The 20,913-nt window shown below is 65.6% G+C and carries 20 protein-coding genes; 3 read left to right on the top strand and 17 right to left on the bottom strand.

The genetic code is table 11. The features are described from left to right. Window positions 1–5: 5 nt before the first annotated feature. The 9 genes from BLW05_RS01300 to BLW05_RS01340 all read right to left on the bottom strand — a co-directional run bounded on the left by BLW05_RS01300 (window position 6) and on the right by BLW05_RS01340 (window position 9,415). A complete protein-coding gene (locus tag BLW05_RS01300) occupies window positions 6–1,049 on the bottom strand; it encodes a fimbrial protein (protein WP_093158713.1) in 1,044 nt (347 codons plus the stop codon). Beyond that, the gene (locus tag BLW05_RS01305) at window positions 1,046–1,789 is read right to left on the bottom strand and encodes a fimbrial biogenesis chaperone (protein ID WP_093158716.1); all 744 of its coding nucleotides are present in this window, start codon (window positions 1,787–1,789) and stop codon (window positions 1,046–1,048) included. Before BLW05_RS01305 ends, BLW05_RS01300 begins: the two co-directional genes overlap by 4 nt. A gap of 17 nt (window positions 1,790–1,806) precedes the next feature. Then, on the bottom strand, window positions 1,807–4,260 hold the full coding sequence (locus BLW05_RS01310; protein WP_093160355.1) for a fimbria/pilus outer membrane usher protein: 2,454 nt from the start codon (window positions 4,258–4,260) through the stop codon (window positions 1,807–1,809). Window positions 4,261–4,443: 183 nt separating this feature from the next. After that, complete coding sequence (locus BLW05_RS01315; protein ID WP_093158719.1) at window positions 4,444–4,950, bottom strand: fimbrial protein; 507 nt, start codon at window positions 4,948–4,950, stop codon at window positions 4,444–4,446. A gap of 662 nt (window positions 4,951–5,612) precedes the next feature. After that, complete coding sequence (locus BLW05_RS01320; protein ID WP_093158722.1) at window positions 5,613–5,969, bottom strand: hypothetical protein; 357 nt, start codon at window positions 5,967–5,969, stop codon at window positions 5,613–5,615. Window positions 5,970–6,073: 104 nt separating this feature from the next. Then, window positions 6,074–6,733 (bottom strand): glutathione S-transferase, encoded by a 660-nt coding sequence (locus BLW05_RS01325; protein ID WP_093158724.1) that lies wholly within the window; start codon window positions 6,731–6,733, stop codon window positions 6,074–6,076. 2 nt (window positions 6,734–6,735) lie between these two features. After that, window positions 6,736–8,082 (bottom strand): MATE family efflux transporter, encoded by a 1,347-nt coding sequence (locus BLW05_RS01330; protein ID WP_093160358.1) that lies wholly within the window; start codon window positions 8,080–8,082, stop codon window positions 6,736–6,738. Between the two features lie 206 nt (window positions 8,083–8,288). Beyond that, window positions 8,289–8,858 carry a DUF2239 family protein gene (locus BLW05_RS01335; protein ID WP_093158727.1) on the bottom strand — a complete coding sequence of 190 codons (570 nt, stop codon included), beginning with the start codon at window positions 8,856–8,858 and terminating at the stop codon, window positions 8,289–8,291. A 59-nt stretch (window positions 8,859–8,917) separates the two neighbouring features. Then, entirely contained in the window at window positions 8,918–9,415 is a 498-nt protein-coding gene (locus BLW05_RS01340; protein WP_093158729.1) for a hypothetical protein, read from the bottom strand. A 160-nt stretch (window positions 9,416–9,575) separates the two neighbouring features. Here BLW05_RS01340 and BLW05_RS01345 point away from each other — a divergent pair, with 160 nt between their 5' ends. Genes BLW05_RS01345 through BLW05_RS01355 form a run of 3 tightly spaced genes read left to right on the top strand, consistent with a single transcriptional unit; the run spans window position 9,576 to window position 13,314 of the window. Further along, window positions 9,576–11,951 carry a Tex family protein gene (locus BLW05_RS01345; RefSeq protein ID WP_093158732.1) on the top strand — a complete coding sequence of 792 codons (2,376 nt, stop codon included), beginning with the start codon at window positions 9,576–9,578 and terminating at the stop codon, window positions 11,949–11,951. Window positions 11,952–11,974: 23 nt separating this feature from the next. Then, a complete protein-coding gene (locus BLW05_RS01350; protein ID WP_093158734.1) occupies window positions 11,975–13,045 on the top strand; it encodes a patatin-like phospholipase domain-containing protein in 1,071 nt (356 codons plus the stop codon). Window positions 13,046–13,092: 47 nt separating this feature from the next. After that, entirely contained in the window at window positions 13,093–13,314 is a 222-nt protein-coding gene (locus BLW05_RS01355; protein WP_093158737.1) for a hypothetical protein, read from the top strand. Between the two features lies 1 nt (window position 13,315). On the opposite strand, the gene BLW05_RS01360 is transcribed toward BLW05_RS01355, so the two are convergent. From BLW05_RS01360 to BLW05_RS01395, 8 genes are all read right to left on the bottom strand, one after another. Next, entirely contained in the window at window positions 13,316–13,711 is a 396-nt protein-coding gene (locus BLW05_RS01360; RefSeq protein ID WP_093158739.1) for an MAPEG family protein, read from the bottom strand. A 4-nt stretch (window positions 13,712–13,715) separates the two neighbouring features. Then, entirely contained in the window at window positions 13,716–14,081 is a 366-nt protein-coding gene (locus BLW05_RS01365) for a nitrile hydratase accessory protein (RefSeq protein ID WP_093158742.1), read from the bottom strand. Further along, window positions 14,078–14,740 carry a nitrile hydratase subunit beta gene (gene nthB, locus BLW05_RS01370; protein ID WP_093158744.1) on the bottom strand — a complete coding sequence of 221 codons (663 nt, stop codon included), beginning with the start codon at window positions 14,738–14,740 and terminating at the stop codon, window positions 14,078–14,080. Before nthB ends, BLW05_RS01365 begins: the two co-directional genes overlap by 4 nt. Beyond that, a complete protein-coding gene (gene nthA, locus BLW05_RS01375; RefSeq protein WP_093158747.1) occupies window positions 14,737–15,372 on the bottom strand; it encodes a nitrile hydratase subunit alpha in 636 nt (211 codons plus the stop codon). The genes nthB and nthA overlap by 4 nt, the downstream gene beginning before the upstream one ends. A 70-nt stretch (window positions 15,373–15,442) precedes the next feature. Continuing rightward, window positions 15,443–16,618, bottom strand: a complete 1,176-nt coding sequence (locus BLW05_RS01380; protein WP_218135132.1) for a M20 aminoacylase family protein — start codon at window positions 16,616–16,618, stop codon at window positions 15,443–15,445. A 31-nt stretch (window positions 16,619–16,649) separates the two neighbouring features. Further along, on the bottom strand, window positions 16,650–17,969 hold the full coding sequence (locus tag BLW05_RS01385) for an MFS transporter (RefSeq protein ID WP_093158749.1): 1,320 nt from the start codon (window positions 17,967–17,969) through the stop codon (window positions 16,650–16,652). 102 nt (window positions 17,970–18,071) lie between these two features. Continuing rightward, window positions 18,072–19,664 (bottom strand): AMP-binding protein, encoded by a 1,593-nt coding sequence (locus BLW05_RS01390; RefSeq protein WP_093158752.1) that lies wholly within the window; start codon window positions 19,662–19,664, stop codon window positions 18,072–18,074. A gap of 91 nt (window positions 19,665–19,755) precedes the next feature. Beyond that, entirely contained in the window at window positions 19,756–20,892 is a 1,137-nt protein-coding gene (locus tag BLW05_RS01395) for an iron-containing alcohol dehydrogenase (protein WP_093158754.1), read from the bottom strand. Window positions 20,893–20,913: the final 21 nt, after the last annotated feature.

A 20,913-nucleotide genomic window follows, 5' to 3' on the forward strand; every position in this document is an offset into this window, starting at 1 on the left:
TCAAGTCAGTCGTAGAGGATCAGGATGGTTGCCGTGGCAGAGAACGGCCCGATCTTTGGCGTGCCCAGGGGGACGAGCGATGCCGTCATGGGCACGTCCATCTGAGTCTGGGTTGGCGAAAAGGTCCCCAACAGGAATGGCTCGCGAATCGGGACCTGCACACCGTTCTGATTCTGGATGCTGATGCCGAAATTGCTGTCCGCTGCGGGCAGCAGCAAGTTGTTCTGCACCGCATTGCTCGTCTCGAAATAGCCGCTGACCTTGATGGAGGTGCTGCAACTCTTGTCGAGTGCGAGGTTGAACGGCTTCGTCGGCCTGGAGGGAGAGAATCCTCCGGGTACCGCCTGCACCTCGCCGAAATCGACGACACCCGGCTCCGGCGTGACCTTCACGTCGACGGTGCAGGCAGTGCCGACGATATTGCTCATGCCTGAAAGAATGTACTGATAGCTCGCCTGCGTAGAGTTGATGCCCAACTGCCCGTCGAACTGGAAGAGCGAAAACAGATCTTGCGTCGGATGGACGAAAGGCGACAGGCCATGTTTTCGAATCACGATCTGATAGGTGATGCTCACATTGATGAAGCAAACACCCCGGTTGTAGTCCGCGAGCGAACAGGGAGGCAGGGTAAAGCCGGTGAACAGGCCATTGCCGGCAACTCCGGAGATCTCTGAAAGCGGATACTCGGCGCCGTTGTAGCGGATGGAGATATCGATCCCCCAGGTCGACGGATCACCGGGATAGATCGCTCTCGGGCTTCCCTGCAAGGAATAGAAATAGATATGGTCGACCGTGGCCAGGTTGACGGAGTCGGATGCCGACTTCTTGCAGGTGCCGCTCGTTGTCCGAGTCGGCGAAATCCAGATGATGGTGCCGTCCGGCACGGTGTCCGGAACAGAGACATTGCCGATGGGTTCGGTAAATTGGGTCGCGCCTGAGGACGTCTGGCAAGTGAGCGCCCATGCGGAAGATGAGCCCAGCCCGATCAGCAGGAACGAGAACACACCCAGGAAGCGCCTGAGGTGGGGCAGCCAGAAAAGCGCCTTCATGGCTGAACGCTCTTGCAGGTATCAGCGACGCACGCGTACTTGACTTCGCTCTCGCCGCCGAAATCGTTCACGTGCGACACGTACAGCGAGATGGGCGCCGCGTCCTTGAAGGGCACGTCCGCCTGGCTCATCGGGGTGACCATGATCGCTTCCAGTTCGACGCGCTTCCTGTTCTCGTCGCTGCCCGTCGAAAGACCGACCACCGTGATGTTGTACGGCGTGGGGTTCTCGAAGATCAGCTTCTGCGAAGAGGTGTCGACACGGATCGTCATGGGCAGGCTCGTGTCCACGCCACGTTCCGGCTTGATGCTCTTGGGCCGGTAGAACAACTTGAGTTTCGAATGCAAGGCGATCTGCAGGGCACTGGACGCCTCGGGTTTCGGTGGAATCTCTCGTATGTTCAGGTAGAACACCGATTCGCGATCCGCCGGCAGGGTGGTACCCGGCAGCTTCGCGACGCGCAGCACATTGCGGTCGTTGGGCTCGATGCGTTGCAGTGGAGGCAACACGACGAAGGGCGACGCGACTTTCTTGCCCTCCGAGTCCTCGATCCACGACTGGATGAGGTAGGGATGCTTCGGGCTCTTGTTGGCGACGGTCACGCTTTCCGATTGCGCACCTTCGTCGTAGATGACCCGGGTACGGTCGGGTACGACTGCGCCATGCGCGAAAAGGGGAGCAGCCACTGCCAGCGAGGCGCAAAGGCGAACGATCGCGGAGTTCGGGAATCGGGTGTTCATGTGTGAGAAGAGCTTGATCAGGAGCCAGCGTTTGGCAGGCGAGTTGCGGGACTGCAGGTGATGGGCGCCGAGGCCCCGTCCGGCGGCGTGTCGTCCGGCAACCTGCCGAGGTGACACACCGCGTTCGGGCCCAGGTTGACGACGAGTTCGCTGTCGGGCTGCACCTGTGTGAGATAGGTGGAACCTTGTTCGCCCACGATGCCGATTTCCCTGCCCGTTTTCAGGTCGGTCACGGAAGCGCCAAAAGGCATCGGCTTTCCGTCAACGCCACTGAGTGCCACCAACAGATTGCGTCCGCGCGCGGCATTGAAGTTCACGAAGCCGATGGCTCCTTCCGTCAGCACGAGGCGCTGCACAGGGTTGGCCACCTGGGTGTCTAGTCCGAGCTTGTTGGTGTTGATGCGGGCGTCGAAGGTATCGAACGGCGAGACGGAGCCGATGACCGCATAACCTGCGCCATTCGTTCGCGCCTGGCCACCGAGCAAGGGAACGCCAGGCACACCATCGGTCGACACGAGCAGGCGGGTGTCGCCATTGTTGCCATTGGCATGCGTTGCAACCCCGAACTGGGTTGCAACCACTGAGCCATCGACCTGGAGCGCCGCAGCGGAATAGGAGTTGGTGACCGTCGAAGCCTGCGCGCTGACTTGGAAGTTCGAAGTCGTCTTGCGGATGTTTCCGCTGGCCATGGGCCTGCCGTCGGACGAGCCGGTGAAGGCCGAGTAGCTCAAGCCATCGCCGTTGTCGCCTGAGAAGCCCACGTTGGCATTGACGCCGGAACCGGTGCTGGACGACACGTTCGTCGAGACAGTGTGGCGATCTCCAAAGGGAATCGTCGCCGAAACGTAGATCTGGTTGCTCCTGCCCGACGGACCGCGGTTGTGGAACGCGGAAAGACTGAGATTGACGTTCTTCAGTGCCCCGATCGATACCGAGCGTGCCAGCGAGACGCCAAACCGCTCGTCCGGATCGCGGTCCCAATAGGTCGACCGGTCATAGGAGAGAAAGGTCGAGACGTCGAACAGACGTTTGGACAGCGAGATGGAAAAGCGCTGCTTGCTGCCGGCGAACGAGTACGCATCGGGGTCGCCGGTGAACTGCGAGAACGTGGTGTAGGTCCTGTCGGAGAAGCGATAGCCAAGGAAGCGAAGGTCCGTGTCCAGGGAGTCGAAGTGCTTGGAGTAGTTGACTCGATAGGATCTGCCGCTCCGGGTTTCGTTGTTCCACCAGAGCGTGGCTCGTGAAGTCGTGACGTCCGCGGATACAGCGCCGATGGCGCCCAGATCCTTGCCAGCGCCGGCGGCGACCGAGGTGTATCCCGATGCACTGATCATGCCCCCATACAAGGTGACGCCGGCGGGCAAGCCATAAGCCGCCTCCCCGAAGCCCAGTGTCGGCGTGATGCCGAGAGCGCCGAAGAGTCGCGGCTGACCCACTGCGGCCTTGAAGCGCAGTTCGCCTTCGCGCGCGAGGAAAGGAACCGCTGCAGCGACCACCTGGAAACGCTGGACGCTGCCGTCTTCCTCCTGCACGGTGACGTCAAGCGTGCCCTGCACGTTGGCAGAGATGCCCTGCAGCGCGAAAGCGCCGGAGGACACCTTCGTCGCATACAACACCCGACCCTGCTGGGACACCGTGACGGTTGCGTTTGAACGCGCGACGCCACTGACCAAAGGCGCGTAACCGCGGAGCGCGGGCGGCAGCATTCGGTCATCGCTTTGTATCGATGCACCCGTATAGGCAAAGGTGTCGAAGACGTCGGAATTCAGGAAGTTGTTGCCGATCGAGGCGGTCGACCGGATGTCCGGCAACGCGCGAAACGCGTAGAGGCGGGTAAACCGGGAATTGGTGTTGCTACCCCCGCCGCCGCCGGAACTCGTCTGAGCCTGATAGTCACCGCGAAATCGCCAGGCGCCAAGATTCGCTCCGACCGTGCCGTAGCTTTGCACCGAGTGGGATTGAGCGTCGTCCCAAGTGTTCTGCCCCGTTTGCCGTCGCGTGTTCGCGATCACGTGGTAGTCGAGCATGGCGCCGTCGACACCGTTGCTCCAGCGCTCGCGCGGGATGTAGTTCGGATCGTCGTATTCGAACGCAACCTGCGGAATGTTGATTTTCAGGAGTGCGGCGCTTTTGATGTAGCGAACCGAACTGGCCTCGATCCCGTCCAGGTCGACGCAAGCGCCATCATTGGTATACGGCAATGCCTTGAAAATTTCCGGCTTCAATCCGAAGCCTTTGACAAGCTCGCCCGGCAGGCAGGCGTAGCTTGTATTGGCCTCGCGGCCTTCCACGAATCTGATCGACTGGCGCCCCAGATATTGATCATTGACCGATATGTCGAGCAAATACGTGCCTGGCATGGTGTAGTCGGCCTGGGAAAACTGGGAAAGATTGAGTTCGTTCGATCCATCGATATTCAAAAAATGTGAATTGAATTCAATCGCGTGGAGTTGGCTGCTGAGCAGTAGGATCGAAGCGTAGGGGATTGTTTTTTTAAAGCGCGCGCATGGAAACTTCAGCCCCTTGCGGGCCGAAGTGGAAGTGCGCGATCCTTTCCTGTTCATACGCAAACCAATCGCCTTCTACTGGGTTAAACAAGTTCGATAAAGTAAATGGGGCGCAAGAAGCGCCCCTTTTTCTGAACCTCGGAAGGCTTAGTAGTAGCGAATCGTGAAATTGGCGACGGCGTCGGCGTCACCCGGGGTCACGGTGGCTGCGGTCGACTCGTAGCGCGCGCCGAATTGGACGCGGTTGTTGCCGGGCTGAAGCAGCACGGGTGCCGCCTGCTCCACGCCGTTGTCGAGCGCCGTGCCCGAACCGGCCTCCAGACGGATGCCGACATTGGTCGCCGCGCCGGTCGTGGCGAACAAGGCAGGCGCGCTCGCGACCGAGGTTCCGGTGAACGTGAACTTGGCGTTCTTCGTGGTCGTCGTGTCGCAGTCGGTCAATTCGATCCAGAAGGGAACCGGAGTCGAGCGGTCGCCCGCAGCCTGGAACACGTTTGCCGGAACGTCGCCGAGCTGAACGATCTGGTCGACCGTGTCGCCGGAGATGCCGCAAGCGCCCGCGATGATCTTCCCCTGGAACGTGACCGTGTTCGCGAAGCTGGCGGAAGACAGCGCCGCCAGAGCAGCGACGAGTGCGATTTTCTTGAGAGTCATATATCCCTGTTTTAGTAGATTGAATTACGCCAAAAGGATTTGGCGGCTTTGGCACCAAATCGCGGAGCGATCGGGGTCGTGTACATTTTTCACATTTGCATTGCGGCCTGAATTCAAGTCGTTTTGGACTTCCCGGTCCGGCGACGAGCAACAACCCGTATACAGCTGCTTATCTGTACGTCCGCCATCATAGGAGGGCCTTCGGGCTATTGATTGAGAATGATCTGAAAGCTGGTTTTTCAGATCATTCTGAGACCATATGCAGCGCGCTCCAATACGGAGGTGCCTCGGCGAATTTCTTGAATTTCAATTCCCGGGCTGCTTGACAAGGCTTTGTGCTCGTGCCGCGTCGGCGTCCCGCGCTCACTTCTGGCGGCGGGAATAGAGAAAGCCAGGTTGTGACTTATTACCGCTTACCCGAATTAATTGATCCGGACGGTTCTTGCTCCGACGCCTTGATGGCGTTAATGAAAGCAATCCGGGTGTGAGCACGGGGCCAGCGAAAAGCGCGCGCAGCGGGAGGTGCGGGTTAGCGGCCCGGCTGGGCGCTGACATGGCTGGATCTTGCGAGATCGAGCTGGCGGAGATGCTGTCCGCCGCCGCAAGGAATTCGACTGAGCGGTGTCGCTCAGAGGTGCCTGTTTCTCGCGCCCGAGACGAGATCAGGCCCGGTGGCCGAGGTCGAAAGACCGGCGATTGGCCCACAGATTGACCATCGCATCGAGTTCCGTCGCATAGATGCCGACTTGCGGCGGCCCGATGGAGCCGTCGTCGCGGCGCTTGCTGCGCATGGTCGCATGCCAGAGCCCGTCCGACAGGTGCCGGTACTGGCCGAGGAACTCACAGCCCAGCGGCGTCGTCAGCGAGAAGGCGCAGCGGCGCAGCAGAATGCCGTCGCTCCGCGAGCCTTCCACCCCTTTGGTCGAGACGAGAAGGTGCTCCCCGTCGTCCTGCAGGATGCTTTCTCTGGGGAGTTGGGGCAGCACTCCCGACGGCTGGCTTGAATCTGGCGTGTCCATGGCTCTGCCTATCGGCGGCCACGGGGCAAGTTGTAGGCGGGTTGTCACGAAAAAGTGTAAGCGCCGGTTATTTAGTGACGCTCCCCAATTTCCGGAAGCGAGGCTTACGCAGGGAAGCTGATCCCGGGTTGCCCGGCCCGCCATTGGGGGTGCTTGTCCATGACCCGCGCGAAGACCGGCGCCTTCAGTCGCGCCGCGAGCCATTCACGAAGCCGCGGCCAGGGCTGAGCGTCGAACCAGGTTGCATCGACCTGCGCGAACTGGCGGACGAAGGGCGCGATCGCGATGTCCGCGAGCGCGGGGTTGTCGCCGAACAGGCAGCGGGATGACTGCAGGCGCGCATCCAGCGATTTCAGGAAGACGCCGCCTTGCTCGCGGTGCAAGGCCGCATCGCGCTCGGCTTCAGGCTGCCGCTCGGGGTACTTGTAGCCGTCCAGGTGCCGCTTGAACGCGCCGTCGCATTCGGCGATGAGGGCCAGCATGTCGTCAAGCGTTCCTTGCGCCGGGCGCAGCCATCCGTCGGGATCGTGGCGCCGAAGCGCCCACAGCATGATGTCCAGGCTCTGGTCGATCACGGCGCCGTGCGGGTCGACCAGCACCGGCACCGTGCCTTTGGGCGATGCGGCGAGCAGTTCGGCGGGCTTGTCGCGCAGCACGACTTCGCGCAACTCGCAGCGCTGGCCGCTTGCCGCGATCGCCATCCGCGCCCGCATCGCATAGGGACAGCGCCGGAACGAATACAGCACCGGCAGCGCTTGCGTCATCGTCAGATCAGCCGGCGGATGGTCTTCTTGCGCCAGACAAAGCGGTAGTAGCAGGCCTGCATCGTCAGCATCGCCGTGAATGCGACGGGGTAGGCGATCCAGATGCCGTTGAGGCCGATGCGGTGGCTCATCCACCAGGCCACCGGCACCTCGATCAATGCGATGCAGAAGATCGAGATGCTGGTCGGCACCAGCACCGAGCCGCTGGCGCGCATGATCCCCGACAGCGCCGAGCCCATGCCGAAGATCACCGTGCTCCACAGCATGATGTGCAGCAGCGTCTGAGCGACTTCGATGACCGGGTCGCTGGTGATGAAGAAGCCCATCAGCGGCCGCGAGAACAGGTAGCCCAGCACCACCAGCGCGCCGGTGAGCACGAGGTTCATCATCAGCGCGGTGCGCGTGATCGCGCCGAGTCGGTCGGTGCGGCCCGCGCCGATGGCCTGCGCGCCCAGGATCGACGCGGTGATCGCGATCGAGATCGCCGGGAACTGCACGTACGCGACGACCTGGTTCACCGCGCCGTACGCGGCGGTCGCATCCGAACCGTAGGTGTTCACGAAGGACAGCAGCGCGAGTTCGGCCAACGACACCACGATCATCTGCACGCCGGTCGGCACGCCGACCTTGAGCACCGCCTTGAGCAGCGCCGGCCGCACCCGCAGGTGCCGCACGAAATCGGCATCGGGCGCGAGCGGGCTCTTCTTGCGCCGCAGGTGGAACGCAAGCCATGTCGTCGCGACCACGAAGGAAACCACGGTCGCGCACGCGCCGCTCGCCACGCCCATCTGCGGCAGGCCGAACCAGCCGCGGATCAGCGCCGGCGTGATGAACAGGCCCATCAGGGTGGAGATCATCAGCGTGTAGAGCGGCGTCACCGTGTCGCCCACGCCGCGCAGCATCGCGGTGGACAGCAGGAAGACGAAGAGGCCCGGCATCGCGATCAGGATGATCCGGGCGTAGCTCGTCGCGTCAGCCAAGATGTCGTGCGGCGTGCCGAGCATGCGCAGCATCGGCTCGGTGAAGGCGCCGCCGAAGAGCGCCACGCCGAGGCCGAACAGCACGCCGACCGTCAGCGTGGTGCCGGCGACGGCGCGTGCCTTGTCCGGCTCGCGCGCGCCCCAGGCCTGGCCGATCAGCACCGAGGCACCGGCGCCGAGCCCGATGGTGAAGGCGATGAAGAAGAACATCACCGGAAAGAAGCTCGACACCGCCGCCAGCGCGCCGACGCCGATCATCTGCCCGAGGAACACGTTGTTGAGCGTGCCCGACAGCGACTGCAGGATGTTGCTGAGCAGCATCGGCGCCAGGAAGACAAGGAAGGTCTTCCATAGCGGGCGGGCCGCCATTGCCGCCGCGCGCGGGTTGGCATGTGAGGCGACCGGCGGCGGCGCCGGATCGGCCACCGATGCCGGTGGCGCGGTGGTCTCGCCCACGTGCTGGATGTCTTCCGGGTCGATGGGGTGGGGGACGGTTCGGGTCTGCATCGGATGGCTCATTGGAGTACCTTCGCGCAGCAGCGCTTCGGTATTCGCCTTCGGAGCGGCCGGGCGGCTCATGCGGCGGCACTCCAGGCCGCCGTGGCCAGCTTGTGCAGGTGTGCCTGTACGTCTTCGGGCCAGGTGGCGATGTGCGCGTCGAAACGCGTGCGATCGCCGGCAAAGAGCGCACGGGCCGCTTCCTCGAAGCCGGACAGATCACCGGCGATGACTGTCATGAAGCTGTAGGTGGCTTCGCGCGCGGCGCGCTGCGCATCGCGGTCGGCGTGCACATGGCGCGCCTCGTCGATCAGCCGCCGCAGCGCGACCGACGCGCCGCCCGGCTGGCGGCCCAGCCATTCCCAGTGGCGCGGCAGCAGCGTGACTTCGCGCGCAACCACGCCCAGCCGGGGCCGGCCGACACCGCGTGCGGAAGGCTCGTCGATCGCGACGGCAGGCGTGGGTGCGCCTTCGCGCAAATCGATGTCCAGCCGCTCGCCAGTGCTGTCGTCGAACACGAAGGGCTGCACCTGCCCGGAACCGGCGCATTGCTTGCGCACCTGGGCGATGACCTTCGCGCGCGGACCGGACGCGATGCGCCGGAAACCGGCGAAAGCCGTGAGATGGGATTCGGGGGAGGAAGACATGGGGCGCGAATAATACCCGGGCAAAAATGAAAGCGCAATCTACCCGGGTAAAAAATCGATCAGCGTGCGCGCCGGAAGCTGCGCCATGAGCGGCGCACGTTGATGCTGATCCCGCGGCCGATGCGCCAGGGCGGGCTTTGGCGCACCATGCACATGAGCCTGTCCTTCCATGCCTTCCAGCGCGGATACCAGCGTGCGAAGAGCGGGATGCGCATCAGCGCGGGCTCGACGAGCTGAAAGAGCCGCGCGAGGATCGCGGTGCCCACCAGCTTGGCCGCAAGCAGCAGCGTCACCGCGCTTTTCGCGTGGCCTTCCGCGAGCAGCAGAAGGCCGATGATCTTGATCGGGAACAGCAACACCATCGGCGCGAAGAAGGCGAGCACCGCGGCCCACGGCGACAGGTTGCGCAAGGCCTGTTCGACGCGTGCCCAGATGGGCAGGCGGGCGAGTTGCGCGACCCACCGCGCGAGCGGCTCCCAGCCCCATTCCTCGAACAGCAGCACCGGCACGATCACGATCGCCGCGAGCACGCGCAGGAGTTTCTTGAGGAGGCCCATTGCCGACCATTGTGGAGCGTCCGCCGTGGGCGCTCGATACACGAAGTAATGCGAAGTCATCACCCCGGAGGAGCCACCTGCCTATGGCAAACTTCCGCGCTTTCGCTTCTTCTTGTCAGTTGCCCGATACGGGCGCCGGATTCAGGGACGTCCTTCCAGCATGCAGAAAATCATTCGCCAGCTCGCCGCCGAGATCAAGGTCGGTGAGCACCAGGTGAAGGTCGCCGTCGAGCTGCTCGACGGGGGCGCCACCGTGCCCTTCATCGCCCGCTACCGCAAGGAGGCGACCAACGGCCTCGACGACACCCAGCTGCGCGAACTCGAAGCACGTCTCGCGTACCTGCGCGAGCTCGAGGACCGCCGCGCCGCGGTGATCAAGAGCATCGACGAACAGGGCAAGCTCACGCCCGAGCTTCGCGCCGCGATCGAGGCCGCGCCGACCAAGCAGGAGGTCGAGGACCTGTACCTGCCGTTCAAGCAGAAGCGCCGCACCAAGGGCCAGATCGCGCGCGAGTTCGGCATCGAGCCGCTGGCCGACAAGCTGCTGGCCGATCCGACGCTGGATCCGGCGGTCGAGGCCAAGGCCTTCCTGCAACCGCCCACCACGCTCGACGACGGCAAGCCGGGGCCCGATTTCTCGACGGTGCCGGCGGTCCTCGACGGCGTGCGCGACATCCTCTCCGAGCGCTGGGCCGAAGACGCCGCGCTGGTGCAGAGCCTGCGCGAATGGCTCTGGAGCGAAGGCCTCTTCAAGTCGAGCCTGATGGCGGGCAAGGACGAGAACAACGCCGAGGTCGCCAAGTTCCGCGACTACTTCGACTACGACGAGCCGATCGGCCGCGTGCCTTCGCATCGCGCGCTGGCCGTCTTCCGTGGCCGCGCGCAGGAAGTCCTCGATGCCAAGCTCGCGCTGCCGGTCGAGCCCGAGCCGGGCAAGCCATCGATTGCCGAAGGCAAGATTGCGCTGCACCTGGGCTGGAGCCATTCGGGCCGCGCGGCCGACGATCTGATCCGCAAGTGCGTCGCATGGACATGGCGCGTGAAGCTCGCGCTGTCGACCGAGCGTGACCTGTTCACCCGTCTGCGCGAAGACGCCGAGAAGGTCGCGATCAAGGTCTTCGCCGACAACCTGCGCGATCTGCTGCTCGCTGCGCCGGCCGGCCAGCGCGTGGTGATGGGCCTCGACCCCGGCATCCGCACCGGCGTGAAGGTCGCGGTGGTCGACGCCACCGGCAAGCTGGTCGAGACCGCGACCGTCTTCCCGCACGAGCCGCGCAAGGACTGGGAAGGCTCGCTGCACACGCTAGGCAAGCTCTGCGCCAAGCACAGCGTGAACCTGATCGCGATCGGCAACGGCACCGCGAGCCGCGAGACCGACAAGCTCGCCGCCGACCTCATCAAGCTGCTCGCGAAGATGAGCGCGCAGGCCGGTGCGGGCACGCACGCCATCGAAAAGGTGGTGGTGAGCGAGGCCGGCGCCTCGGTCTACTCCGCCAGCGAATTCGCGTCGCAAGAGATGCCCGATGTCGACGTGAGTCTGCGCGGCGCCGCGAGCATCGCGCGCCGCCTGCAGGATCCGCTGGCCGAACTCGTCAAGATCGACCCCAAGTCGATCGGCGTGGGCCAGTACCAGCACGACGTGAACCAGAGCGAACTCGCGCGCACCCTGAGCACGGTGGTCGAGGACTGCGTGAACTCGGTCGGCGTCGACCTCAACACCGCGAGCGTGCCGCTGCTGTCGCGCGTCTCGGGCTTGTCGTCGAGCGTGGCCAAGGCGGTGGTGCGTTGGCGCGAAGCCAACGGCGCGTTCGCGAGCCGGCAGCAGTTGCTGGACGTGACCGGTTTCGGCGCGAAGACCTTCGAACAGAGCGCGGGCTTCCTGCGTATTCGCGGCGGCGCCAATCCGCTGGACATGACCGGCGTGCACCCCGAAACCTATCCGGTCGTCGAGCAGATGATCGAGAAGACCGGCAAGCCGGTGCATGAGCTGATGGGCCGGGCGGACATGCTCAAGACGCTGAAGCCGGAGCTGTTCGCGAACGAGAAGTTCGGCGTCATCACGGTCAAGGACATCCTCGGCGAGCTCGAAAAACCCGGCCGCGACCCGCGCCCGGACTTCAAGGTCGCGCGCTTCAACGAAGGCGTGGAAGACATCACCGACCTGGTCGAGGGCATGGTCCTCGAAGGCACGGTGAGCAACGTGGCGCAGTTCGGCGCCTTCGTCGATCTCGGCGTGCACCAGGACGGCCTCGTGCACGTGAGCCAGCTTTCGCACAAGTTCGTCAACGACGCGCGCGAAGTCGTGAAGACCGGCGACATCGTCAAGGTCAAGGTGATGGAAGTCGATGTGGCGCGCAAGCGCATCGGCCTGTCGATGAAGCTCGACGCCGCGCCTTCGCGGCGCGACGGGCCGCGCGAGAACCGCTTCGAAGGGGCTGGGCGCGGCTACCAGCAGGGCTCGCGGCGAGACAGCTCGGCGCAGCCGGCCGGCCAGATGGCGAATGCGTTCGCCAAGCTGCAAGGCTTGCGCAAGTAGACGAACGCGGCGGCGGGCAGGGCATGAAGGCGCTTCGCATCTATGCCGGGCCGGCCGCCCGCGAACACATCGCCGCGAACGGCCTGCGCCCGCAGGACGTGCGTACCGTCCCCGGTGCGGCTGGCGGGCCGAAGGGCTTGATCCTGGGGCCGGTCGACCGCTTCCTCTTCGGCGAATGGCTGCCGCAATCGACGCAGCCGGTCGATCTGGTCGGCGCATCGATCGGCGCTTGGCGCCTCGCCAACGTCTGCCTGCAGGACACGAAGGACGCCTTCGAGCAGTTCGAACACGGCTACATCCACCAGCATTTCGAAGTGCCGCCGGGACAGAAGCGGCTGACGGCGCGACAGGTCAGCGCGCAGTTCGGCGAAGGGCTGCGCCATTTCTACGGCGGCCGCATCGACGAGGTGCTGCGGCATTCGCGATACCGGCTGCATGTCATCACCGCGCGTGGCCGGCACATCCTCGGTCGCGAAGGCAAGGCGCGCACGCCGGTCGGGTATCTCGGTGCCTTCATCACCAACAGCGTGCATCGCAAGAGCCTCGGTGCGTGGCTGGAGCGGGTGGTGTTCTCCACACCGGGTGCGGCGCTGCCTTTCGGCACACGCGATTTCCGCACGCGGCAGGTCGAGCTGATCAAGGGCAACTTCGAACTGGCGCTGCAGGCCTCGTGCTCGATCCCTTTCATGCTCGAAGCGGTGCACGACATTCCGGGTGCACCGCGCGGCGCGTACTGGGACGGTGGCATCACCGACTACCACCTGCATCTCGACTACGTGAATGCGGACGGCATCGTCCTCTATCCGCATTTCCAGAAAGCCGTGGTGCCGGGCTGGCTGGACAAGGGACTCAAGTGGCGACACAAGGCCACCGGCTTCCTCGATCGCATGGTGGTGCTCGCGCCCAGTCCCGAATGGGTTCACAGCCTGCCCAATGGCAAGCTGCCGGACCGCAACGACTTCGTGCGCTATGGCAACGATGTGCCGGCGCGGGTCAAGGCATGGAGCACCGCCGCGAAAGAGTCGCAGCGGCTCGCGGACGAGTTCGCCGAGTTCCTGCAACGAGGCAGCGCAGGCGACGTGCTGGCTCTGTGACTTGCGGCGGCGGGCCGGCTAAAGTCGAGGCGCTTTGGAGAGACTTCATGAACCTGACGCGCGTCATCGGCCTGATCCTCATCGTCGCGGGCATCATGGCCCTCGGCATGGGCGGCTTCAGCTACACGAAGGAAACCCATCAGGCCAAGATCGGCCACATCGAGTTGGCGATCAAGGAGAAGCAGGAAGTGAACTTCCCGATCTGGGCCGGTGTTTCGGCCATCGTGGTGGGCGGTGCGCTTCTGGTGTTTGGCGGCAGGAAGGGCTGATTCAGCCGCTCGCCGTTCGGCCATAGGCCGCGAGCAGTGTCAGCGCAGACGCCAGCATCGGCGAAAAGGTGAGCGCCATGCCGACCACCCGGAACCCATAGCGCTCCCGGACCTGGCTCACACCCACCGCGTGCAGCACGCGCCCGAGCAGGATGCTGATGCCCAGCGCATGCAGGAACCAGGGCTGCGGCAGCGTCGATGAAACGAAGTACATCAAGAGCAGGTTCAATGGCACGTATTCCGCGAAGTTGGAATGCACGCGCATCGCGCGCAGCATGCGTTCGTCGCCCGCATCGCCGATCACGATGCGCAGGCGTCGCCGCATCGCCAGCGTGCGGAAACTCAACCCGACGAACAGCAGCGCGAGCAGGGCGGCATAGAGCCAGACGATGCGCATGGCCTCAGCCGAAATCTCGCGGACGCAGCTCGATCGACTGGCCGTGCGGCGTGCGGTCGGCTGCGTGTTCCCAGGCATCGCGATAGCGCACGAGCTCGTCGGCCGAACTCGCGCCTTTGGCAGCGACCAGTGATTCGAGCGCCGCGAGCCAGTGGTGGTAGTAGGTGTCTCCGAGGTCGGCATCGCCGGCCGCCTGTGCGGCGGTGATCTGCCGCGCCAGCGCATCGGCCCACTCCGGCCAGGTGAACAGTCCGCGCTGGTGGAGGCTCACGGCCATTGCGAACGCGTGCGCCTCCCATGGTTCGCGAAACACCGGCTCCTGGCCGTCTGCCGTCGGCATGCCGGGCAGCAAGGGGAGGGCGTCGGTCATGCGGCGGGCTCCAGGTAGCTTTCCCAGGCGTCCACCGACACCATGAGTCCGGGCTCGGCGTCGTCTCCCCACAGCGCCGTGCCGTCGAAAGCGACCGTGTAGAGCCATTGCGGTTGTTCGCCGAGGCCTTGCGCATGCGCGTCGGCAAAGACGTGCATGCCGTGCAGGTGCTGGACGGTTCCGACCTTGCCCTGCACGTAGCCGGGAAGGCGGGTGTGGTGGTCCACGTGGCCGGCGCGGGTCCGCACGCGCTGGCCCACGGTGAATCGCGCCGGCGCAGTGGCGGGCCGCTCGACGCTCGTGCCTTTCGCGAGCGCGGAAGGCACATCGGCGGCGCGCAGTACTCGCTTCACAGGTACTGGCGCATGCAGCATGTGGCCGGCGGCGAGCTCGTCGGGCATGAGCTGCGAGCGCTCCGCCATGAGCTTTTCGAGCGCGGCCAGCCAGATCTGGTAGTAGCTCAATCGGGCGTAGTCCGGCAGCGTCTCGCGCGCGCTGCGGCTGGCATCGATGTTCCACGAACCGGTGCCGCCCATCGCCAGCGTGAGGGCCAGTGCGCGCGCTTCCCAGTCCGCATGGAAGGGTTCGCCTTCGGGCTCCGGAACGATGGCGCCGGGCAGGTCCCGGCCGCCGAGATCGGCGTGGCTGGTGTAGGTCATTGCACGGCCTCCGGGGTGCGGGGCAGGCCGGTGCCGATCATGGAGTCGCGCGTGACGAGGTCGGCGAGCCGCTCTTCGCTCCATCCCTCGGTGCCGGCAGGGCGTTGCGGAATCACGAGGTAGCGCACCTCGGCGGTCGAGTCCCACACGCGGATGGCGGTCGATGCGGGCAGCCGGACGCCGAAATCGGCCAGCACGCCGCGCGGGTCCTTGACCGCGCGCGAGCGGTAGGGCGCGCTCTTGTACCAGACGGGCGGGAGGCCGAGCACCGGCCACGGATAGCAACTGCACAGCGTGCACACCACCATGTGATGACGATCGTCGGTGTTGGCCACCGCCACCATGTGCTCGCCCTGGCGGCCGGTGTAGCCGAGCGAGGCGATGGCGGCAGTAGCGTCTTTCAGCAGCCACGCATGGAACGCCGGATCGACCCAGGCCCTGGCGACGACGCGGGCGCCATTGCGGGGCCCGATCTTCGTCTGGTAGGTGTCGATGAGCACGTCGAGCGCCGCCGGGTCGATGTAGCCCTTTTCGGTGAGCACAGTTTCGAGCGCACGGACCCGCAGGTCCATCTCGCCGAGCTCGCTGTGGTCTTCGTGGCCGTGGTGATCGTGGTGGTGGTCGTGTGCCATGGCCGCATGCTAGCGCGGCCTGGCGCTGCTACGGCACTTGTTTGTGGCGCGGCGCCGATCGGCTCGCCATTCAGGCCAGGAAGCGCTCGACCAGCCTGACCCAGTAGCTCGCGCCGATCGGCAGGATCGCGTCGTTGAAGTCGTAGCCCGGGTTGTGCACCATGCAGCCGCCCTCGCCATCGCCGTTGCCGATCGTGAGGTAGCAGCCGGGCTTTTGCTCGAGCATGAAGGCGAAGTCCTCGCTGCCGGTCAGCGGCTTCACGTCGGGGATCAGGCAGCCGGCGCCGAAATGTTCGACCGCCACCTGGCGCGCGAAATCGGTCATCGCGGGGTCGTTCTGCAGCGGCGGGTAGTCCCACTGGTAGTCGATCTCGGCGGTCGCGCCGAGCGCCTCGGCCTGGGTCGCCACGAGCCTGGTGATGCGCTCGCGCAGCAGTGCGCGCACCTGGGGGCTGAAGGCCCGCACAGTCAGCCGCATCTCGGCCGTCTCCGCGATCACGTTGGGCGCGTTGCCCGCATGGACCGCGCCGACGCTGATGATCGCCATCTCGCGCGGATCGACATTGCGCGAAACGATGGTCTGCAGCGCGACCACGATGTACGACGCCACCACCACCGCGTCGACCGTGTTGGCCGGCATCGCGCCGTGGCCGCCGACGCCCTGGACCTTGATGATCACGGTGTCGGAAGAAGCCATGAAGCCACCGGCGAGGAAGCCGAATTGGCCGACCGGGAAGCCCGGCATGTTGTGGAAGGCGAAGACCGCGTCGCACGGAAACTTCTCGAACAGGCCGTCTTCCATCATCCTGCGGGCGCCCGCGAAGCCTTCCTCGGCGGGCTGGAATATCAGGTTCAGCGTGCCGTTGAACCTGCCGTGCTGCGCCAGATGACGGGCCGCGGCCAGCAAGGTGGCGGTGTGGCCATCGTGGCCGCAGGCATGCATCTTTCCGGCGATCTTGCTGGCGTAGGGCAGGCCGGTCGTTTCGTGGATCGGCAGCGCATCCATGTCGGCGCGCAGGCCGATCGACCTGCCTGCGCCGCCCCTCGCGAGCGTGGCGACAACGCCGGTACCGCCCAGGCCGCGGTGGGTCGAATAACCCCATGCCTCGAGCCTCTCGGCGACCAGGTCGCTGGTCGCGAACTCCTCGTAGGCCAGTTCCGGATGGGCGTGGATGCGCTGCCGCAGCGCCAGCATCTCGGGCAGATGTTCGGCGATGCCGGACAAGACCGTGTCGTTGATTTCCATGGTGTCGTTCTCCCTTTCAGCTTCAAAAGAATCAGTCCTCGAGCACGTGGTCGCGCGTCTCGGGCAGCGCCGTCATCGCGAGGACCGTGATCGCGCTGGTGCCGGCCACATACCAGGCGGGCGCCGCCGGATTTCCCGTGACCTCGATCAACCAGGTGATGACGAACTGCGTGGTGCCGCCGAACAGCGAGACGCCGATGGCGTAGGCGATCGACAGGCCGGTGGCACGGATGCCGCGCGGCAGCATTTCAGGGATGGCGACGATCGAAGCGGCGCCGCTGACGGCGGTCAGCGCGGCCAGGAAGGCCGCCACCGCGAGCAGCAGCGGGACGCTCGGACGGTCGATCAGCAACAGGAACAACGGCACCGTGAGCACTGCAGTGGCGATCCGCGGCCACAGCATCATCGGCTTGCGGCCGAAGCGATCGGACAGCCAGCCACCGACCAGCGCGAACACCAGCGTGACGAGGCCCACCGTGACGGTGGCGACCATCGCGATCGCCGGCGGAAATTTCAAGGTCGTGATCGCGTAGGTGGTCATGTAGTTGCCGACATAGGTCGACACCGTGCCGCCCAGCACGACCAGCACCGCGAGGGTCAGGATGCGCTTGTGGCGGGCGAGCCCCTTGAGTCCGATGTTCTCGGATTTCTGCGCCGCGTCGTGCAAGGTCTCGGGCATGGCGCGGCGCAGGTAGAGGGCGATCGGCGGCAGCAGCAGCCCGACCACGAAGGGAACGCGCCAGCCCCAGGCCTGCACCTGCTCGGGCTGCAGGATGCCCATGATCAGCACGCCGAACAGGCCGGCCACCAGCGTGGCGATGCCCTGGCTGGCGAGTTGCCAGCTCGCGTAGAGCGCGCGCTTGTGCTGCGGCGCGGCCTCGATCAGGAAAGCCGTCGCCGGGCCGACTTCGCCGCCGAGCGCCAGGCCCTGGATCAGGCGGCAGGCGACGATGATGATCGGCGCCGCCATGCCGATGCTGGCGTAGGAGGGTGTGAGCGCCAGGCCCAGCGTGCCGAGGGTGATCAAGGCAATGGTCAGCAGCATCGCGGGCTTGCGGCCCGCGCGATCGGCGAAGGCACCAATCAGGATGCCGCCCAGCGGCCGTGCCACGAAGCCCACGCCGAACACCGCCACCGACAGCAGCAGGCTGCCCATCGGCGTGGAGGCAGGGAAGAAGGCGCGCCCGATGTAGACGGCGAAGAAGGCGTAGGTGACGAAGTCGTAGAACTCGAGCGCATTGCCCGCCACGCTGGCGGCGATGACCCGCTTCGAAACGGGGACCGGCTGCGCGTCGGGCGCCGATCGAGGGACGTCCAGGGGATTGGCGGCGGAAATGGCGACTGAACTCATGGTGTTGGCTCTCGCTTCGTGAGGGTGGAGGCTGGGCAAGGGAAATCGGTCGAAGACCGGCGCATCGGCGCGGCGATCGAATCGAGTTGGCCGACGGTCGGCTCAGCGCTGGAACAAGTCCTTGTGCTGGATGCGTATCAGGTGCTTCTGCAGCTTCCCGGTGCCGGTGCGCGGGAACTCGGCGACGAAGACGATCGCCTTCGGCGTCTTGAAGCCGGCCAGGCGTGCGTCGCAGTGCGCCATCAGCGCTGCTTCGTCGAGTTCCGATCCGGGCCGGCGAACGACGACGCCGGTGATCGCCTCGCCCCAGTGCGGATGCGGCAGCCCGACTGCCGCAGCCTCCGCCACCTCGGGGTGTTCCATGAGGCAGCGCTCGACCTCGACCGAGGCGACGTTCTCGCCACCGGTCTTGATCACGTCCTTGAAGCGGTCTTCGAACCAGATCGCGCCATCGGCGTCGATGTGGGCCACGTCGCCGCTGTGGAACCAGCCGTGGCGCAGGCAGGCGCGGCTTTCCTCGGGCATGTGGAGATAGGCGTTCATGACCTGCGGCCCGCGGTAGACGAGCTCACCGGTCTGGCCGCGCGGCAGCAACCGGCCTTGTTCGTCCATCACGGCGACGCGCGTCATTGCGGTGGCGGTGCCCCAGGTTGCGGACTTGCTCCACTGGTGTTCGGGTCGCTGCATGCACGTCGCCGGCGTGAACTCGGTCTGCCCCGACCCGAGCACCACGTCCGCATTCGGAAACATCGCGTGGATGGCCGCCAGGCGTTCGTGCGGCATCGGGGCCATGGCGTACATCGCTCGGCGCATTCCGGGAAAGCTGCGCCCCTGCAGCGCGGGATGGTCAATCAGCAGGCCGTACATCATCGGCAGCAGGACCACGAGGTGGACGCCCTCGGCCTCGAACAGCGTCGCCGCCTGCTGCGGCTCGAAGCCCTGAGCCAGCACCACGGTGCCGCCGATGATCATCAGCGGCAGCACGACACCGTTGAGCATCGCGCAATGAAAGAGGGGAAGCGCGACCAGCGCCGTGTAGCCGGGTCCGCCATGCAACGCCAAAGCACCGCTCAGCCCGGCCATCGTCACCGCGAGATGGCTGGTCAACACGCCCTTGGGGTTCGAGGTGGTGCCACTGGTGTAGAGCAGTTGCACGACGTCGCGGTCGCGGACCTCGACCTCCAGGGGCGCGCTGCTGCCACTGGCAAGAAGGTCATCGAACTCGGCGGCGTCAGCCGGGTCGTCGCTGCGGGTATGAAAGCGATGTGCAAGCAGCGGCAGCTCCTCGGCCAGGACCGCCGAGGCCATGTCACGCAGCGGCGCTTCGACGATCAGCACGCGGGCCTCGGCATCGCGCAGGCACCAGGCGATCTCGGCCGGGCGCAGTCCGAGGTTGACCGGCGCGCACACCAGGCCGGCGCGGGCGCAGGCGAAGTAGGTCAGCAGCAGCTCGATGCAGTTGCGCGCCATCACGGCCACGACGTCCTGGTGCGCGAGTCCAAGGCCGAGCAGCGCATGACCGAGCTGGTCGACCTGGCGATCGAAGTCCTCGTAGCGGAGCCGGCGTGGACCGTCGACGATGGCGATCCGGTCCGGATGAAGGTCGGCGCAGCGGGCGAGCACGTCACCCGCGCAGACCCGTTCGACGAGGTTGCGCTCCAGCGCGCCCGTCGAGGCGAACTCATGTTCAAGCATTGCTTGTCTCCCTGATTTGTGCCGAGAAGATAGGGAGGCCGCTATGCCTTGTCTTGCGTGAACTGGCTACCGAGCGCCGCCTGGACAGGCGCTACATCGACGCTTCGAGCATCTGCCGATAGTCCTCCCGCGTCGCGAGCCGCGGATTGGTCTTGTGGCAGTGGTCGGCCATCGCGCCGTCGATGATCTTCTCGAACATGTCCGTGCTGACCCCGACCTCGGCCAGGCCCTTCGGCAGCCCGAGACGCGCGTTCATGTCGCGGATCGCGTCGCCGAGATCGCCGGCCGAATCGAGGTGCATCGCCTGCGCCATGCGCTGCAGCCGCTGATCCTTGCGGACCGATTCCGCACCCGAGTTGAAGTGAATCACCGCGGGCAGGAAGAGGGCGTTGAGCGTGCCGTGATGCAGGCGCGGATCGATGCCGCCCAGGCTGTGGCTCAGCGAATGCACGCAGCCCAGGCCCTTCTGAAAGGCCATCGCGCCTTGCATCGATGCACTCATCAGGTTGAGCCGGGCTTCGCGGTCGCTGCCGTCCTTGGTCGCGCGTTCGATGTGGCCCCAGGCGCGCTCCAGGCCGTCCAGGCCGATGCCGTCCGCCGGCGGGTTGAACGCGGCCGACATGAAGGTTTCCATGCAATGCGCGATCGCGTCCATGCCGGTGGCAGCGGTGAGCCTGGGCGGCAGGCCGAGCGTGAGTTCGGGGTCGCAGATCGCGGCCTTGGGCATCAGGAACCAGCTGTGGAAGCCAAGCTTGCGGTGGTCGTCCACGATGACGATCGCGCCGCGTGCGACTTCGCTGCCGGTGCCGCTCGTGGTGGGCACGGCAATCAGCGGCGCGACGCGGTCGGTGATCTTCGGCGAGCCGCCTTCGATGGTGGCGTAGGTCTTGAGCGGCCCTTCGTGCGTGGCGGCGATGGCGACGCCCTTGGCGCAGTCGATGGCCGAGCCGCCGCCAACCGCGATCAGTCCGTCGCAGCGCTGGTCGCGGTAGGTGGCGGCGGCAGCGCGAACGGCGGCCTCCGTCGGGTTCGACGGCGTCTGGTCGAACACCGCACTGGGTAGGTCGCCGAGCGCATCGAGCGCCTTCTGCAGGATGCCCACGGCGCGCACGCCGGCATCGGTGACGACCAGCGGCCGCGTGATGCCGACGCGCTCGCATTCGCTGCGCAGCAGCTGGATGGCGCCGAAGTCGAACTGGATCTGGGTGAGGTATTGGATGAGAGCCATGGGGTCGTGGTCCGGACGGTA

The organism is Variovorax sp. YR216 (assembly GCF_900107745.1).
In the GTDB taxonomy this organism is placed as follows: domain Bacteria; phylum Pseudomonadota; class Gammaproteobacteria; order Burkholderiales; family Burkholderiaceae_C; genus Variovorax.